Source organism: Chryseobacterium rhizoplanae, from assembly GCF_900182655.1.
GTDB classification, from domain to species: Bacteria; Bacteroidota; Bacteroidia; order Flavobacteriales; family Weeksellaceae; genus Chryseobacterium; species Chryseobacterium rhizoplanae.
Genome location: NZ_FXTC01000007.1, coordinates 174,552 through 192,476, shown reverse-complemented (window position 1 = coordinate 192,476; position 17,925 = coordinate 174,552). Strand labels below are relative to the sequence as shown.

Genomic DNA, 17,925 nt, shown 5'->3' with positions numbered 1-17,925 from the left:
TTCGGATGAAAAAAATAATCAAAAATATTTTTAAAATTTTCCTGCTTCTTCTTGTTGCAGGAATTATTTTTATTGCCTGGGCAAATTACAGCATCAAAAAGGATAGTGAACCTTTCATTTCTTATAATATTGCTGATGTACCGGAAGCAAAAACAGGTCTGTTGCTGGGAACCGGAAAACTTTTGAGCAACGGAACCCCGAATGCTTATTTCTACAATAGAATTGAAGCAGCGGCCAACCTATACAAAAGCGGAAAAATCCAATATATCATTGTAAGCGGTGACAACAGCACCAAAGACTATAATGAGCCTGAAGATATGCAGCTGGCATTAGTGCAGAAAGGAGTTCCTCAGGATAAAATCATTTTAGATCATGCCGGATTCAGAACACTGGATTCTGTTGTGAGGGCAAAAGATATTTTCAGCCAGACAAAAGTGATTATTATCTCTCAGAAGTTTCATAATGAAAGAGCTGTTTTCCTGGCCAGAAAAAATGGAATGGAAGCCTTTGGATATAATGCTGCTGATGTAAATAAATATGCAGGATTAAAGACTAATATCAGAGAGTATGCGGCCAAAGCTAAGGCATACTGGGATCTTCTTTTTGGGGTAGAACCGAAATTTGGCGGGGAGAAGATTGTGATTCCTTAATATTTTTCCCATAGATTGCACAGATTTTCACGGATGATGCGTAAAGGCATATAGATTATTGAAAGGTGATAGGTTTTGGCTAAAGCCAATGGAAGGGGGATTTATCGTTGGCTGGGTTAAAACCCAGCCCAATTGAATTTTAATAACAAGATCTTTTATCTTTTATCTTTTATCTTTTATCTTTTATCTTTTATCTTTTATCTTTTATCTTTTATCTTTTATCTTTCGTTATTCCCGGCAAACCTCGTAAATTTGCTATTCATTAATTTTTAAATATAAATTTTAAACCAATGTCAAGAATTCTTACCGGCATTCAAGCCACCGGAACACCCCATCTTGGAAATTTATTAGGGGCCATTATTCCTGCTATCGAGCTATCCAAGCAGGAAGGAAATGAATCATTTTTATTTATTGCGAATCTTCACACGCTTACACAGATTAAAGATGCGCAGACGTTAAGACAAAATACCTACGAGATTGCTGCGGCTTGGCTTGCTTGTGGATTAGATACTGAAAAAACATTTTTCTACAGACAAAGTGATATCGCTGAAACCTGTGAACTTTCTTGGCATTTATCATGTTTTTTTCCTTATCAAAGACTAACATTGGCTCATTCATTCAAGGATAAGGCTGACAGACTTCAGGATGTAAATGCAGGGTTATTTACTTACCCTATTCTGATGGCTGCAGATATTTTACTGTACGATGCAGAGATTGTTCCTGTAGGAAAAGATCAGCTTCAGCATTTGGAAATTGCAAGAGATGTAGCGTCCAGATTCAACAACCAGATGGGAGAAGTGCTTGTTTTACCACAGGCAGAACTTCAGCAGGATACGAAATATGTTCCCGGAACTGATGGTCGTAAAATGTCTAAATCTATGGGAAATATTATCAATATTTTCTTACCTGAAAAGGAACTGAAAAAACAGGTAATGAGCATTGAATCTGATTCCAAATCTCTGGAGGAACCAAAAGATCCTGAAACGGATAAAACCTTCCAGATCTATGAACTTATTGCGACTCCTGAACAGACTGAAGAGCTAAGAGCAAAATATCTTGCCGGAAACTTCGGATACGGACATGCTAAGAAGGAATTACTGGATCTTATTCTGGTACGTTTTGAGAAAGAAAGAGAAGTATTCGCTTATTATATGAATAATCTTGACGAGCTGGAAGCAAAACTGCAGCAAGGAGCCGAGAAAACCAGACCTATTGCACTGGAAACTCTTAAAAGAGTAAGAACAAGCTTAGGATTTTAATTCTAAGTTATAAACATAAGAAAGAGGCTATCTCAAAAGTCAATAATTGACTTTTTGTCATTCTGACGAAGGAAGAATCTTATTGATATCAGATATATTAGATTCTTCATTACATTTCATTTCGTTCAAAATGACACTTTTGAGGCAGCCTCTTTTTCTATTAATATAAGTTATAACTTTTAACGTCTGTTATTCTTTGTCAGAATAAAATAATGCATCTGATCTCCGAATTCATAGGCGATATCCCATCCCGGGTATTGTTTTATTATAGTCTTAATGATAGACAATCCTAATCCGGTAGAGGTATGATCTGATCCTTGTTTATAGAAACGATTAAATATTCTGGATTTATCCAAAGGAACCGATGCCCCACTATTCTGGAATGTAATCCGGTTATTTTCAACAATAATATTTAATGTCCCTTCTTCATTGTTATATTTAATTGCATTTTTAAGAAGATTAGACAGCAGAATATCTGCAAGATCCTGATTAAAATCTGCAACAAACTTTCCTTTCTCTATAATATTGACCTCAACTTTTTTAAATGTGATGAAATCTTCATAATTCTGAACCAACTGAGCAATCATTCCGTTAAAATCAACGTCTGATGTTTTATTAAACTGGCTGTTTTCAATTTTGGAAAGCATTAATAATGACTTATTTAAGCCTACCATTCTTCGCAGATCATTTTTAACTTCGGTAAGGAAGGTCAGACTCTTTTTATCAAGGTCATCATTCTGAATCAGAAGATCAATTTTGTTAATAACAATAGCCAAAGGGGTCTGAAGTTCGTGGGACGCATTTTCAATAAACTGTTTCTGCTGATAAAAAACAAGTTCATTACGTTCAATCATTTCATTGATTTCCACATTCAATTCTTCGAACTCGGTAATTTTATAAGTCTGCTTTTCCTGTGAAAAAGGAATTCCGAACTGATATTTTTTAAGCTTATCCAAAATCAGATAGAATGGCCTCATTGCTTTATTCAACAGATATCCGTTAATTACGACAATACTTATTACCAAAAGAATATAAAGCACAATTAAAGCGGTCGTAAGGTCGTAGATCAATTCGTCCTCTTCTACGGTAGACGTTCTTATGACAAGCCTCTGCTTATTTTTAAACTGATCGATAAAGTCTGCCTCAAGAACCCTGTAAGGCTGGTCTTTATCATCATATTCCATATAATACATCTTATTGTACAGCCTGCTTTTATTCTGATATTCTTCAGCTTTAATGGGATTGATTTTAAATTCATTAAATCCAAAATCATTATTCTTCAACAGCTGAGGATTCAGGTAAACAGCTTTGATAATCTGTATTTTCCGGTCCTTCAATCCGTCATCCACATTATCATGCACTTCATCCAGGATATAAGCATAAAACAGCCCTGCCCAAACTGCAATAATGAACAGCAGGATGATGATCAGGTATTTTATGGTATAATATTTTAAAGAAATTTTCATCAGATCAATTTATATCCTATCCCGTACACCGCCTGGAAATCAGCTTCGGCATTGAGCGTTTTTAATTTTTTACGAAGATTTTTAATTTGTGAATAAATAAAATCCAGACTGTCTGCCTGATCGATATAATCTCCCCAGATAGCTTCTGCCAATGTCGTTTTCTGCAAAGTTTTTTCGGGATGGATCACAAAGTAATACAATAGATCGTATTCTTTACGGTTAAGGACCAATTCCTCATTTCCTACTTTCACCGTCCTGTTCTCCGGATCAATACTTATATTTTTATATCGGATGATATTTTCACCATCCTGGTTTTTTCTTCTGATCACGGATTTGATCCTCGCCATTAGTTCTGCAAGATGAAAAGGTTTAGCAAGATAGTCATCAGCCCCTATTTCCAATCCGGTTACCTTATCATCTACTGAATCTTTGGCAGAAAGGATGATTACAGGATCTTTTTTGTGCATCTTTTTTATCTCTTTCAGCAGATCCATTCCGTTTCCATCAGGGAGCATAATATCCAGCAAAATACAGTCATATTCATAAGAAATAATTTTCTCCAGTCCGTTGCTGTAATTCTCTGCATACTCCACAATGAAATGTTCTGCCTCCAGAAATTTCTGTACCGTATCTTTCAGTTCGGGCTCATCTTCTACTATTAAAATCTTCATACCTCTGGGTCTATGTTCTGCTGCACGATTAACTTATATCAAATATAGGAAATTATAAGGAGGGAAGCCGGAGATAGAGATACACATCCGAAAGTCTACGAGAATATGATCAGTATAAGGGTTATATGATAAATTATCGATAAGATGTCTATAAAATGGAAATATTCTCTACCTTCTTCCCTCACGCACTTTTTCATGAATACTCTAATTTGATTTTACATTCATCCCATCTGCATCAAAAACAAGACACAGACCGTTCATCAAATGAATTTTGTAAGCATTGTATTTTTTCTCAATAGATTCAATGACGCTACAAGGGTGGTTCCTTGTCATAAATGAAACCATATTCTTTCTAATCTGAGCAGAAGAAATCTTTCTTCCGTTGCTGTTTATTAAATTCCAGTTGACCATACTATTAAGATTTAGTGTTTATATTCAGTTAAGTATTAATCATCAATTCTTTTAAAATTTCCGTTTCTGTCAAACTCAAGCTCCAATCCGTTGGAAAGTTCTGCTTTATAAGACCATCTTTTCTTTTCAATCTTGATGATATAAGTGTTGGGAAAATTCTTCGTGCTGTAGTTTCGGATTGATGCCGGGATAAAACCATACGGAATTTTCTGATGTTTTCCATCCACTTCCTTCCAGTTTCCATTGCTGTCAAACTCCATTTTCATTCCGTTAGTCAGATATACTTTGTATTCATCTACGCCATAGATTTCTCTGTCTTCTATCGCAGAGTTTACAGGAATTCCTTTAAAATGGGCCGCTAGAAAGTTTTTAGCTGTTTTGGGTAGCTGATTAGCATTGATCGCCCTGTCCTGTGCAGAAACAAAACTTCCCATCAAGAAAAACATGATCATCAATACTCCTGTGATTTTCTTTACATTTTTCATAACATTTAATTTTTCTGTCATTATTATGGAGCAAAGTTCCCAATCAATTTGGGAAAGAATTAGGAATATTCATCCGGTAGGTAAAAAAAATAAATAATATTTAGGTTGATTTCCCAAGTCTGTAAAAACAGAAAAGCCACTAAGATGATCTTAGTGGCTTCTATTTATATTGTAGATTTTATTTATAAGTATTCTTTAATCTGCTGAAGGTGAGTAATAGCTTTTAATCCTTCCTTCTGTTTATCTTCTTTATAAACATCAAAGAAAATAGCATCCATTCCAAAGTCTGTTGCTCCCATGGCATCAGCAATCCAGTCATCCCCAATCAGGATACTTTCTTCTTTTCTGGCTTCAGAAAGTCCTAAGGAGTATTCAAAAATCCTTGGATTAGGTTTTCTTACTCCCACGGAATCTGCACTGGTAATGGTCTTGAAATAAGGCGCAATTCCGGACAAGGTACATTTCCTTTCCGTCACTTCCTGAAATCCATTGGAGATAATGTGTAATGTATAATTCTTAGCTTTCAGATATTCCAAGACGTCTTCAGCTCCTTCTACCAATTCATTATGACTCACGATATTGTCAAGAAAGTGCTCTTCAAAATAAAGGGCAAGTTCTTTATCTTCTACTCCAAAATGTTTGAATGAGTCATAAAAACGGTGTTCTCTCAAATATTCTTTGCCAATAATCCCATCTCTGATCTTTTCCCATAAATCTTCGTTGATGTCATGGTAAACAGAGTGAAACTCTTCAAAGTCAATATTGTACTTTGAAGTTATATCCTGTTTTTCAAAAAGTTCCCTGATGGTAAGATAGGCATTTCTACGGTGATCCCAGAGTGTATTATCCAGGTCAAAAAAAACATGCTGCATTTTCATACAGCACAAAGTTAATCATTTTAATTTTTTAAAATTGGATAATTCTTGCTCTTGCTTTTCACAATTTCAAGGCTTTTAGAAAAATTAAGCAAAAAATTAATAGTTTGTTTCTTAGGTTTCAAAGTTTTCACTTTTAAGGAGTCATTTTTTTTCATAAGCGAACTATGTTTTCCTTAAAACGTGAAATTTCCCGAAATATTATTTATCTGGTTAATATTATATTATTTTCATCCATGATTTTTCTCAGGTTGATCAGTGCATACCGTACTCTTCCAAGGGTCGTATTAATGCTCATATCTGTATGATCTGCAATTTCCTTGAAACTCAGGCCGTCAAAAAATCTCAGTTTGATTACTTCTTGCTGATTTTGTGGTAAAAACTGCAGCATCCTTAAAAGATCTTCCTGTATCTGATTCGTTACAAGCTGATCTTCAATATTCTCAGAAGGCTCTCTGATTAAATCAAAAATAGAATACTCATCGGTTTCAAAAGTAGTTTCTGAAACTTTTATATTCTTTGCTTTTGATCTGAAATGATCAATAATTAAATTGTGGGAAATTCTTTTTGCCCAAAGAATAAATTTACCTTCTTCGTTATAACGCCCTTCTTTCAGCATAACAATAATTTTCATGAAGGTGTCCTGAAAGATATCATTCGCTAAATCTTCATCATTAATTTTGTAAAAAATGAATGTAAACAGTTCTCTCTGATGTCGATGAATAAGGGTTGACAACGCACCCTCGTCTCCTTTCTGATAAAGGGAAATTAGTAAACTATCCGATTTTGATTTCATAACTCTTCTCAATATAAATATTTGCAGACAGCCATTCTACCAGATATTTCTTCTGGCCTTTGCTGCATAAACAAAACAGTTCTAGAGTAGAGTCTCTTCTATAGGCGGTAGTACAATTATTATGATGTAAATATAATAATTTTTTAATAACTGTTAACCTATTATTAAATTTTATAGAGAAAAATCTAAAAAAAATCATTTAAACATGTCATGAATGAACACGGTAGGGATATTTAATGTAAAATTAACATTCAGTCCTTTCATCTCTTTCCCGTTCAAACGGGTATCTCCGATAGGAAAAGCATAGCCTCCTGTAAGATCCAGCATTCCAAATAGGGTAACTCCAATTTTAGGGGCAATGTATTTATTGGTTCCTTCTACTCCTGCTAAAAAGTAATATGAGTGATAAAAGTCTACATTTTTTTCAAAATTAAGAAGAACATCCGCCTGCAGCTTCGGCATAATAGCAAACTTGGAATCTACGGTTCCCATTAAAGCAGATCCGCCCAGTCTGTAAATCACATCATCATTTTTAAGAAAAAGTAATTTACCTCCTACTTCACCAAAACTTTGATTCTGGTAGGTATATCCCACACTGATCATTTTGTGCATGGTATATTGAGCTTTTGCCAATGTACTTAGCAAAAACAGAGACAGGATAGCAACTACAGTTCGAAAATTCATCATCTTTCTATATTATTAAGGTGTAAAATTAAAAAAAACTGCCTTATCCAAAGATAAAGCAGTTCATTATTATTCTTTAAAGAGAAATTAAATTCCAAAAGCGGCTTTAATCTCCTCTACTTTGTCCAGTTTTTCCCAAGTGAAGAATTCAAGGTCTTTCAACGTAAGCTCGTTTTTATGTCCTTTATTGAACGTTTTATCAGCTACATAATGCTCTTTACCCATATGTCCGTAAGAAGCTGTTTCCTGATAAATAGGATTTCTTAATTTTAAATTCTGTTCAATAGCATAAGGTCTTAAATCGAAAATCGTAGAAACTTTTTTAGCGATATCACCATCGTGAAGATCTACTTTCGCAGTTCCGTAAGTGTTGATATACAAACCACAAGGTTCAGCTACACCGATTGCATAAGAAACCTGTACCAAAACTTCATCAGCAATTCCTGCAGCCACTAAGTTTTTAGCAATATGTCTTGTTGCATAAGCTGCACTTCTGTCTACTTTAGAAGGGTCTTTTCCAGAGAAAGCACCACCACCGTGAGCTCCTTTACCACCGTAGGTATCAACGATGATTTTTCTTCCTGTAAGACCTGTATCTCCGTGAGGTCCTCCGATTACGAATTTTCCTGTAGGATTGATGTGATATTTGATCTGATCGTTGAATAAAGCTTTGATTTCCTCTGTCTGCTGTGCAACAACTCTTGGAACCAGAATGTTCTTAATATCCTCACGGATTTTATTCAGCATTTCTTCTTCAGCTGCAAAGTCATCATGCTGAGTAGAAACTACGATAGAATCAATTCTGATTGGCTTGTGGTCATCAGAATATTCAATAGTTACCTGGCTTTTTGCATCCGGACGAAGATAAGTGATTTCCTTATTTTCTCTTCTGATGGCAGAAAGTTCTTTAAGAATCGTATGAGCAAGGTCCAATGCAAGAGGCATATAGTTAGCCGTTTCATTGGTAGCATACCCGAACATCATTCCCTGGTCTCCTGCTCCCTGTGCATTTGCTTTCGCTTCGAAAGACTCATCATTTACAGCTCTGTCAACTCCCTGGTTGATGTCAGGTGACTGCTCATGGATGGCAGAGATTACTCCACAAGAATCTCCATTGAACATATATTCCCCTTTCGTATATCCAATTCCGTTGATTACTTCTCTGGCAATAGTCTGTACATCAAGATAAGCATCTGATTTTACTTCTCCTGCCAACACCACCTGTCCGGTAGTTACAAGAGTTTCACATGCTACTTTTGAGTCTTTATCATATGCTAAAAAATGGTCGATTAATGCATCAGAGATTTGATCGGCAATTTTATCCGGATGTCCTTCTGAAACTGATTCAGATGTAAATAAATAAGACATATAATTCTTTTGTTTTTTAAAGATTTAAAAATAGTATTTACGAAAAATATGAATGAAATTGCCCAGAAAAAAAGAATACTGTTTTAGCATATTTTTATAGAGGTTGCAATCAGGTCAAATTTTTCCTCGTAATAAACGTCAGCAAATTTAAGCACTATTTTCGTAATACTCAAAGATTTTGTTTATTAATTATAATTTTATTTAAATTGATGATTTCTATCACTTTAAGGCATCTCCATTACTGAGGCTTAATGCTTACAAATTCTTTTGGACTTTCGTGATAATTCAACTTAAGTTCTAAAGAAGTTTTGATAGAATGTGACAATTCATCAATAATTTTTTGCTTAAAAGTTGGCTTATAATAGATAATACTGATTTCTCTATAAGGGAAAGGTTTTTTGAATCTGAAAACATTTTTCTTCTGCTCTTCCGAAAGCTGGCTCAATGCAAGTTCCGGCAGAATACTGATTCCTCCTACTTTATCTACCATGTGTACCAGGGTCTGGATATTGGAAGCTAAGAAATCTAAGTTTTTAGGCTTTAAGGTATTTTCTTTCAGATGACAGATGTTTTCAAACTGATTTCTAAGACAGTTTCCTTCTTCAAGCAGCCATACTTTTTCTACATTCAGGTCTTCCGGAATGATGTAAGAATTCTTTTTGTTGGCTTCTGTATTGGAACTGTAAATCATAAGTTCCTCATTGAATAAGAAATCCTGATAAAACTCGTCAGCGGTATCATAAGGAGTTGAGATAATTCCCGCATCCAGTTCTCCGGCTTTTAAAGCTTTAATAATATTATCCGTTGTCATCTCTTTTACATTCATCTGAATCTTAGGATTATCTTCAAGGAATTTGAAGATTTCCGTAGGAAGAATGAAAGAAGAAACCGTAGGAATAATTCCCAGATTAAGAGTTCCTCCTAAAATATTATTCAAAAGGTTTGCTTTGTTTTTCAGCTCATTGACAGACTCTATAATAACTTTTGCCTGATCAATAATCTGAAGACCTACATCTGTGGTACGGATGGGGTGAGTAGTTCTGTCGAAAACCTTCACATCCAGTTCATCCTCAAATTTCTGTATCATGGCACTTAACGTAGGTTGCGTGATAAAACATGCCTGAGCTGCTTTACCAAAATGTTTATACTTATCAACAGCGATAAGATACTCCAGTTGCTGAATGTTCATTTGATTAATATTATCTATTACAAAGATATAACGTTTTTGTTATTAGCAATTAAAAATTCAAGTAAATTTGATATTCACTACCTTTACACTTCGATTTAGAAAAAGGAAAAAGAATTATTCAAATCATCAATTATATGGATTCTAAAAAATTAACGTTAAGCAACGGAGCACCTTACTTTGAGCATCAGGATTCACAGACGGTAGGACCAAGAGGCCCTGTATTGCTGCAAGACTTTATTCTTCAGGAAAATCTTGCGCATTTCGTTAGGGAAAGAATTCCTGAAAGAATAGTGCATGCCAAAGGAAGCGGAGCCTACGGAACTTTTACCGTAACCCATGATATCAGCCAGTACACAAAGGCAAAACTATTTTCGAAAGTAGGAAATACATGCAGAATGTTTGCCCGTTTCTCTACTGTGGGTGGAGAAAAAGGAAGCGCAGATACCGCAAGAGACCCAAGAGGTTTTGCTTTAAAATTTTACACTGAAGACGGAAACTGGGACCTCGTAGGAAATAATACTCCGGTATTCTTTATTAAGGATGCTAAAAAATTCCCGGATTTTATTCATACCCAAAAAAGGGTGCCAAAAACAAACTTAAAAAGTGCCACCATGATGTGGGATTTCTGGAGCTTAAATCCGGAATCACTTCATCAGGTTCTGATATTAATGTCAGACAGAGGAACTCCATATGGTTACAGACATATGCACGGTTTCGGGTCTCATACTTTCTCCATGATCAATGAGAATAATGAAAGAGTATGGGTGAAATTCCACTTCAAGACAAAACAGGGAGTTAAAAATTTCACTGATGACGAAGCTGTAAAAATGGCCGGAAAAAACCCGGACTTCGCTCAGGAAGATCTTTGCAATGCTATTGAAAACGGCGATTTCCCAAAATGGACTATGTACATCCAGGTAATGACTGAAGAGCAGGCAAAAGATTTCAGATGGAATCCTTTCGATGTAACAAAAGTATGGTTCCATGATGATTTTCCTTTGATTGAGGTAGGAGAAATGGAGCTTAATGAAGTTCCTGTTAATTACTTTGCCCATGTTGAACAGTCTACATTTTCACCAAGCAGCCTGATTAATGGAATTAGTTTCTCTCCTGACAAAATGCTGCAGGGAAGATTATTCTCTTATCCTGATGCCCACCGTTACAGAGTAGGTGTCAACGCGCATCAGCTTGAGGTGAACAGATGTCCTTTTGCTGTCAATAATTATCAGAGAGACGGCTATATGGCTGATTCAAGCTACTATCAGGACAAGCCGAATTATCACCCGAACAGTTTTGATGATATCAAAGCAGATTCTGACTATAAAAGTTTTGAGTATGAATTAGACAGTGCCCATGTTGCCAGCTATAACAGAAATGACAACGACAGTGATCATTATACGCAGCCAGGTCTGCTTTATTCAAAAGCAATGAATGCAGAAGACAGAGATCGGCTGATCCAAAATATTATAGGAAGTATGAAAGGCATCAGCGGTCCTAAAAAAGATGAGATCATTAACCGACAATTATGTCACTTTTTCAGAGCCAACATTGAGCTTGGCATGAAAGTGGCATCTCAGCTAAACGTCAATATTGATGCAAATATGATGAATCATTCCAAATAATCCTATTGAATGATAAATTAAAAAAAAGGAAAAAAAAATAATATTTTTTCCTTTTTTTTGTAAAAAATTCATAATTTGCAAAGGATGATATTTTAAAGTGGAAAAATGAGTTACGAGAACATATTATTAAAAAAAGAAGATAAATTATCTATCATTACCATAAACAGACCTGAAAGTTTAAATGCTTTAAATGCAAAAACGATTCAGGAAATCAGTACCGCACTGGACGAGCTTAACGCTGACACTTCATGCAGGGTAATCATCCTTACCGGAAGTGGAGAAAAATCTTTTGTAGCAGGTGCTGACATCAAGGAATTCAGCGAATTCGGACAGGAAAAAGCAGAAGAACTTGCAAGAAACGGACAAAATACACTGTTCAATAAAATTGAAAATATGTCTAAACCTGTCATTGCAGCCGTTAATGGTTTTGCATTGGGTGGAGGTTTAGAGCTTGCCATGGCATGCCATATCAGATATGCATCGGAAAACGCCAGATTAGGACTTCCTGAAGTAACTCTTGGATTAATCCCGGGATACGGCGGAACTCAAAGGCTTCCAAAGCTTGTAGGAAAAGGTATTGCCAACGAAATGATCTTCTCTGCCAAAATGATCCCTGCTCAAAAAGCAAAAGAGATCGGACTGGTTAATGAAGTATATCCTATTGAAGAATTATTAACCAAAACGAAAGAATTAGCAAACACTATTGCCTACAATTCACCAATGGCAATATCCAAGGCTATAAATGCCGTGAATTTATCTGACACGGAGAAAGGTTTTGAAACTGAAATTACATATTTCGGAGAACTTTTTGAAATGGAAGATAAGAAAGAGGGAGTTACTGCGTTTCTAGAGAAGAGAAAGCCTAACTTCTAGTCTTTCTAAAGACTTTAATCCAAATTATTTCGAAAAAAAACAATGCTGCTGTATGAATAAGTTTGATAAAGCTTATCTAAAAATGGCCCAAGAATGGGCAAAACTCTCCTACTGTAAGAGAAAACAGGTGGGAGCTCTTATCGTAAAAGATAGGATGATTATTTCAGATGGTTACAACGGAACTCCTTCGGGATTCGAAAACTGCTGTGAAGATGGAGAGGGGAAAACACACTGGTACGTATTGCATGCTGAAGCCAACGCTATATTAAAGCTGGCCGCTTCTACTCAATCTGCAAAAGGGGCAACGTTATATCTGACGCTGTCTCCCTGTAAAGAATGCAGCAAACTGATTTTACAGGCAGGAATTACGAGACTGGTGTATATTAATGAGTATTCGGATGACGATGGAATATCGTTCCTGAGGAACCATAACATTGAAATAGAACAAATATCGGACTGTGAACTAAAAAAATAAGCACAAATGACTTGGGATGAAAAGATCAAAGATTTTGAAATATTTCTTCGTTTCGAAAGGAATTTTTCAGAAAACACTCTCGACGCCTACGTTCGGGACATTAAGAAATTAAAAGATTATGCAAAAGAAGATCTGGCAAACGTCGGTCCAGATTCTATCGGTTACGAAAACCTGCAGGAATACATTTTCAATCTTTCTAAACAGAAATTCAGTGAGAGATCACAGGCAAGATGGATATCTTCCATCAAAGCTTTTTTCAAATTTCTGCTTGAGGATGAATATCGTGAAGACAACCCTGCGGCGTTACTTGAAGGCCCTAAACTGGGATTATACCTGCCTGATACCTTAAGCCTGCCTGATATCAACAAAATTATCGCTGCTATTGAAGTCAATACAGATCTTGGAAAAAGAAACCACTGCATCATAGAGGTACTATATGGATGCGGACTCCGTGTTTCTGAACTGATTGATCTGAAGATCTCCAATATCAACTTTAAGGAGCAATACATCAAGGTACACGGAAAAGGAAACAAAACCCGTTTTGTTCCTTTAGCCGATTATACTGCCGATCTGCTGGAAAGTTATATCAAAGAGGTACGTTCTAAAGGCAAAATCAATAAGAAATATGAAGACACTCTGTTTTTGAACAGCCGTGGAACATCCATGTCCAGAGTGATCGTATTTCTTATCATTAAAGAACTTACAGATAAAGCAGGGGTTAACAAAAAAATATCTCCCCACACCTTCAGACATTCATTTGCTACGCATTTACTGCAGAATGGAGCAGATCTACGTTATATTCAGGAAATGCTGGGACATTCCAGTATTACCACAACGGAAATCTATACCCATCTGAAGACGGAAGAATTAAGGGATGTTATTTTGAGTTATCACCCGAGAAATATTAATATTGCTCAATGAAACTATTGAAATATTGCCCAAGCTGTGGCAAAGAGTCCTTACACTGGGACGGCGAAAAAAAATGGAGCTGTCCGGAATGTGGTTTTACTTTGTATAATAATGTGGCAGGTGCCGTAGCAGTTGTCATCAGATGTGGAGACGAAATTTACCTTACCCGAAGAAACAGAGATCCTAAAAAAGGAAAGCTTGATCTTGCCGGAGGATTCGTTGACCCTAAAGAAAGTGCAGAGGAAACCTGTAAAAGAGAACTTTTTGAAGAACTTCAGCTTGAGATCGATATTTCCAACCTGAAATACCTTACCAGCCTTCCAAACATCTATCAATATAAAGAAATTGATTACAACACCATCGATCTCTTTTATGAGTATCATGTTTCGGAAAAGTTTGAGGTAAATCTTGAACTCTCAGAAATCTCAGAAGCAGTATGGATTCCTTTACAGGAACTAGACCTTGAAGATATTGCTTTTGATTCTCAGAAGAGATTTTTTGAGGGCTATGTAAAGAAATAATTTTTGTAAATATTCTCCCGTAGATTTTACAGATCAGGCAGATAATTGTTAAACAATATGCTTAGTTTGTAAAATCTGCGGGAGTTTTTTATTGTAGAACCTAATAGGTTTTAGTCTTCAGCATTTCTTCAAAGTACTGAACCAGCAATGCTCTTTCTGCTTCTGAAAGATTGGCTTCTTTATGATACACGATGTAGCCCGGCATTGGCATTGCTTTGCTTTGGATCGTCTGAATAGATTTAGTAATCATATTCTCTTTCAGATCCTTATTATAAGTTTCCCAGGTAGAAAAGTTAAGATGCTCCCTACCTTCATTCACATGACTTTTTACAGACCATGATACAGGTGCGATAAAAGCATATTTCGGGTAAACGGTTTCATTAGAGTGACAGTCATAACATGCATTTTTGAGCAGTGTTCTGATCTTTTCGGGTGTTTTCCTTGCTTCAACGAAGTTTGCCGCAGAATCAACAGGTTTATTGGTCCTGTCGATAGGAAAAAACTGAATCAGGGCAAATGCCACCAATGTCCAGAATATTATTTTCTTAGCCGTTTTCATCTGTTTACTTTGATGGAGTTAAAACGGCGTTACCAGACTTAAATTCTTTTTTCAGGACTTGTTTCGTTGCAGCAGGTTCAGCGGGCTGAGAAGTTTCTGATGACGAAGCAGGCGTTGATACTGGAGTCGAAGCAGGTGTTGTAGTCGGAGAAGTTGATTTAGGGCTGTCAAGGGTTCTGGTATCCTTCAGATCCCAGTCTTCTCTTGTTTCCCATAATCCTCTTACGATCACTTTTTTATGGAAAATATATGCATCTTCGGCAAAAATATCATTGGCGAAATCGGCTTCATCCCAATATTTATTTCCGTTATTATCCACCAGAATTCTTACAATATATTCTCCTGGCTTCAATATATCAAACTTTACTTTATCACCTTTTAAATATTTCTGATAGCTGATTTTGTCTGAAGAATCTATCAGCTGAATCCAATAATTTGCTTCCGGAGCATTTGCAATGGAAAACTCAACGCTTCCAAACTGATCTGCTTTAGCAACATCAAAATCAAATCGTTTTGACTGGCTGTTTTTTGCGTAGAATGAAGAGACCGTTTCCTTAGGGACAGTAAGCTCATAGCTTTTTCCCATCACAAAGTCTGATTGAACATGAATCTGGTAAGGATTTGTATCCGAAATTTTAGCGGTGAATGGTAAAGCTGTTAAACTGTCACCTTTCATTTTTAGGGTCCATTTTGATGGGTCTATTTTATCAACGATATAATTTGATGCAAGCTTTAAATCTGCTTTTGGAGCGATTGAAGTTCCGTCATTATCACTAACAACATCCATTACATTCTTCTTATTGTATCTGTAAAATAAAGAAACGCTGTAGGCACTATCTTTTTTCGGGCCTTTATTGTGAGTAAATGTTAGTTTTTCATTGGCTGTCTGCCCCACATCATCTTTTACGGCATCAAACCAGATTCTGACAGAGTCGGATTTTGGATTGTGCGTTATTTTGATATCTTTTATTTTGTCATTCAGTGACTGAACTTTTACGTCATCCGGATTTCCTTCAAATGACATTAAAATCCCGCCTGCAATTTCTTTCATTTCTGAATACTTCACAGCTTTTCTGGAAGGATAGACTTTTAAATTCAATCCTGAAATAGATTTCTCAACTTGTACCGGATCTTTCTGAAATCCAACTTTTTCTTTTCCCGGGTCATACATAGAATTCCCGTTTTCGTCGTCAAAAGCAATAATCTTATATTTTCCAGGAGTCAGATAATTCAATTCATAATATCCATCTTCATCTACCTTGGTGATGTAGTAAGGCTTTTTCTTATAATCCATTGTATCTTTTACCTGATACAAGCCAACCACAAGTTTATTTTCCGTTGTTGTTCCTGTTTTCTTTTTGGTATCCAGTGCATCTTTTACTTCACCACTGATATAAAGATCATCTAATTTATCTCCGGTAGAAAAAGCAAAGTTGAAATACCTCAGTATATTCGACTCATTATTATCTACAATGGAATTTCCAAAATTGAAGTTATAAGTTGTATTGGCCTGAAGAGTATCCGTCCATTGAATCAGCACAAATTTGTTGGCTATATTGGAAGGAAGAATCCTCGTTATCCCTTTAATTGGCGGTGAAATAATCAGGTTTTTATTGATGTCCTTCAATGTCACATATTCATCAAAATCCAGACGGAGCTCGTGAATATCTTTTTTAACATTAATTCTTGTAGTATCAATGTTTGAACTTAAAAACCTTGGTGCTAAAGTATCTTTAGGCCCTCCAACAGGAGATCCCACTCTTGCACATGAATGCACAAGAAAGCAGATAACAAATAATAAAAGAAACCTTTTCATGAAAATGTTTAAGCAAAAATAAACATTATTCTCCAAAAACTTCCTGTCCGGAATTTAAAGTATCTTTATTGTCATGCATAACGGTGTGCAGCTTCTCTTTCTGTAAAGGAAAATCTTCGAATAATCCTGATAACGCAAGGGCAGTATATACTTTGTTTGAATATTTATTTCCAATTGCTACAATCGTAACTTTAGATTTTAAAAGGTGCGCAAATACCGCGTTGGAGCCATGCCACCATCCATTATGATACGTCAGTTTTTCGCCGTTATCAAATATTTTCATTCTAAATCCTAACCCATAGTTATTCATTCCCATCTTTTCATTGCTATAAGGCGTAAATACCATCTGCATGAGTTCCGGTTTCAGGAAGTTTTTTGAAAACATTGCTTTTGAGAAATTATACAAATCTCTTGGTGTGGTGTAGACATTTTTATCTCCGTAAATAAGATCAAGTTTATCTAAAGGATACAGTTTGCTTCCTCCATAATAGAAAGACTGTGACGCTGTGGGAATATCTTTTTCCTGAAAGATGTAGGTATTATTCATTTTCAACGGAGTGAAAACCATTTCTTTCATTGCCTGCGGAAAAGGAGTTTTTGTTATTTTCTCAACCAATAGAGCCAATAAAGCAAAGTTGGTATTACAGTACATAAATCCTGTATCAGTATCTCTTGCCAGATCAGGTTTGTATTTGATAATCATATTCAATACATCCTGGTTCGTAATAAATTGTTTGGAAAGTTCTGCCGGTGCAGGCTGTATTTTGGTAATAAAATATTCGTATTTCGGAAGACCGCTTCTTTGATCCAATAAAGTCTGAACAGTAACATTCGGATATGGAAATCCCGGAAAAAACTGGGTAAGATGATCTGTAAGTTTTATTTTTCCTGCCTCAATCAGTTTCATCATCGCCATCGCCGTTAATGTTTTAGAAACCGAAGCTACGTGCAATGGTGTATTTTTATCAATTGGCATCTGATTGCCTTCTCTTCCGAAGCCTCTGTAGTTTTCGTAAAGAATTTCATCTCCCTTAGCAACCAGAATTCCTCCGCTAAGATTACCTTCTTCCCATATTTTTTTGTAATACTGATCTATATAGCTTACCGTTGTCTGTCTGTTCAACAGCTGGCCATCACCTTTGACGAAAATACTTCCGAAGTCTACATTTCCATAGTTGGGTAGATTGGTCGTATTTTCAGCTGAAACTTCTTTGGCTTCAGACTTTTTTTGACAGGAAAACAGTGATAAAAGAACAGTTAGGATAAGTACAAAATTACGCTTCGTCATGAGATTCA

General features: G+C 35.9%; 19 protein-coding genes. 7 read left to right on the top strand and 12 right to left on the bottom strand.

All coding sequences use genetic code 11. The features are described 5' to 3' along the window. Nucleotides 1-5 precede the first annotated feature (5 nt). Entirely contained in the window at nucleotides 6-650 is a 645-nt protein-coding gene (locus tag FN817_RS16415) for a SanA/YdcF family protein (RefSeq protein ID WP_142718885.1), read from the top strand. A 290-nt stretch (nucleotides 651-940) separates the two neighbouring features. Further along, nucleotides 941-1,909 (top strand): tryptophan--tRNA ligase, encoded by a 969-nt coding sequence (gene trpS, locus FN817_RS16410; RefSeq protein ID WP_142718884.1) that lies wholly within the window; start codon nucleotides 941-943, stop codon nucleotides 1,907-1,909. A 179-nt stretch (nucleotides 1,910-2,088) separates the two neighbouring features. Here trpS and FN817_RS16405 read toward each other — a convergent pair whose 3' ends face one another. The 9 genes from FN817_RS16405 to FN817_RS16365 all read right to left on the bottom strand — a co-directional run bounded on the left by FN817_RS16405 (nucleotide 2,089) and on the right by FN817_RS16365 (nucleotide 9,854). Further along, nucleotides 2,089-3,375: a sensor histidine kinase gene (locus tag FN817_RS16405; protein ID WP_142718883.1), complete on the bottom strand. Its 1,287-nt coding sequence runs from the start codon at nucleotides 3,373-3,375 to the stop codon at nucleotides 2,089-2,091. Continuing rightward, on the bottom strand, nucleotides 3,375-4,046 hold the full coding sequence (locus FN817_RS16400; RefSeq protein ID WP_142718882.1) for a response regulator transcription factor: 672 nt from the start codon (nucleotides 4,044-4,046) through the stop codon (nucleotides 3,375-3,377). The genes FN817_RS16405 and FN817_RS16400 overlap by 1 nt, the downstream gene beginning before the upstream one ends. Before the next feature lie 204 nt (nucleotides 4,047-4,250). Continuing rightward, complete coding sequence (locus FN817_RS16395; protein ID WP_142718881.1) at nucleotides 4,251-4,457, bottom strand: PepSY-like domain-containing protein; 207 nt, start codon at nucleotides 4,455-4,457, stop codon at nucleotides 4,251-4,253. A gap of 35 nt (nucleotides 4,458-4,492) precedes the next feature. After that, nucleotides 4,493-4,942, bottom strand: coding sequence for a PepSY-like domain-containing protein (locus tag FN817_RS16390; protein WP_167498887.1), 450 nt, complete (start codon nucleotides 4,940-4,942; stop codon nucleotides 4,493-4,495). A gap of 182 nt (nucleotides 4,943-5,124) precedes the next feature. Next, nucleotides 5,125-5,820 carry a YjjG family noncanonical pyrimidine nucleotidase gene (locus FN817_RS16385; protein ID WP_142718879.1) on the bottom strand — a complete coding sequence of 232 codons (696 nt, stop codon included), beginning with the start codon at nucleotides 5,818-5,820 and terminating at the stop codon, nucleotides 5,125-5,127. Nucleotides 5,821-6,022: 202 nt separating this feature from the next. Continuing rightward, entirely contained in the window at nucleotides 6,023-6,613 is a 591-nt protein-coding gene (locus FN817_RS16380; protein WP_047377368.1) for an RNA polymerase sigma factor, read from the bottom strand. Between the two features lie 195 nt (nucleotides 6,614-6,808). After that, nucleotides 6,809-7,300, bottom strand: coding sequence for a hypothetical protein (locus tag FN817_RS16375; RefSeq protein WP_142718878.1), 492 nt, complete (start codon nucleotides 7,298-7,300; stop codon nucleotides 6,809-6,811). An 84-nt stretch (nucleotides 7,301-7,384) separates the two neighbouring features. Next, on the bottom strand, nucleotides 7,385-8,665 hold the full coding sequence (gene metK / locus FN817_RS16370; RefSeq protein ID WP_047424747.1) for a methionine adenosyltransferase: 1,281 nt from the start codon (nucleotides 8,663-8,665) through the stop codon (nucleotides 7,385-7,387). Between the two features lie 238 nt (nucleotides 8,666-8,903). After that, nucleotides 8,904-9,854 (bottom strand): LysR substrate-binding domain-containing protein, encoded by a 951-nt coding sequence (locus FN817_RS16365; protein WP_047377365.1) that lies wholly within the window; start codon nucleotides 9,852-9,854, stop codon nucleotides 8,904-8,906. A gap of 134 nt (nucleotides 9,855-9,988) precedes the next feature. Between FN817_RS16365 and FN817_RS16360 the strand changes: the two genes are divergently transcribed. The 5 genes from FN817_RS16360 to FN817_RS16340 all read left to right on the top strand — a co-directional run bounded on the left by FN817_RS16360 (nucleotide 9,989) and on the right by FN817_RS16340 (nucleotide 14,254). Next, complete coding sequence (locus FN817_RS16360) at nucleotides 9,989-11,476, top strand: catalase (protein ID WP_142718877.1); 1,488 nt, start codon at nucleotides 9,989-9,991, stop codon at nucleotides 11,474-11,476. Between the two features lie 105 nt (nucleotides 11,477-11,581). Then, nucleotides 11,582-12,349 carry an enoyl-CoA hydratase/isomerase family protein gene (locus FN817_RS16355; protein ID WP_047424742.1) on the top strand — a complete coding sequence of 256 codons (768 nt, stop codon included), beginning with the start codon at nucleotides 11,582-11,584 and terminating at the stop codon, nucleotides 12,347-12,349. Between the two features lie 52 nt (nucleotides 12,350-12,401). Continuing rightward, nucleotides 12,402-12,824, top strand: a complete 423-nt coding sequence (locus FN817_RS16350) for a deoxycytidylate deaminase (protein ID WP_034692520.1) — start codon at nucleotides 12,402-12,404, stop codon at nucleotides 12,822-12,824. 6 nt (nucleotides 12,825-12,830) lie between these two features. Continuing rightward, nucleotides 12,831-13,745 (top strand): site-specific tyrosine recombinase XerD, encoded by a 915-nt coding sequence (gene xerD / locus FN817_RS16345; protein WP_142718876.1) that lies wholly within the window; start codon nucleotides 12,831-12,833, stop codon nucleotides 13,743-13,745. Next, nucleotides 13,742-14,254: an NUDIX hydrolase gene (locus FN817_RS16340; protein ID WP_142718875.1), complete on the top strand. Its 513-nt coding sequence runs from the start codon at nucleotides 13,742-13,744 to the stop codon at nucleotides 14,252-14,254. Before xerD ends, FN817_RS16340 begins: the two co-directional genes overlap by 4 nt. 100 nt (nucleotides 14,255-14,354) lie before the next feature. Here the strand turns inward: FN817_RS16340 and FN817_RS16335 are convergent, their stop codons facing one another. From FN817_RS16335 to FN817_RS16325, 3 genes are read right to left on the bottom strand one after another with little or no spacing between them, the layout of a single operon-like run. Beyond that, a complete protein-coding gene (locus FN817_RS16335) occupies nucleotides 14,355-14,813 on the bottom strand; it encodes a heme-binding domain-containing protein (protein WP_142718874.1) in 459 nt (152 codons plus the stop codon). Nucleotides 14,814-14,817: 4 nt separating this feature from the next. Further along, entirely contained in the window at nucleotides 14,818-16,629 is a 1,812-nt protein-coding gene (locus FN817_RS16330; RefSeq protein WP_142718873.1) for an Ig-like domain-containing protein, read from the bottom strand. Nucleotides 16,630-16,654: 25 nt separating this feature from the next. Beyond that, complete coding sequence (locus FN817_RS16325; RefSeq protein WP_142718872.1) at nucleotides 16,655-17,917, bottom strand: serine hydrolase domain-containing protein; 1,263 nt, start codon at nucleotides 17,915-17,917, stop codon at nucleotides 16,655-16,657. Between the last annotated feature and the right edge of the window lie 8 nt (nucleotides 17,918-17,925).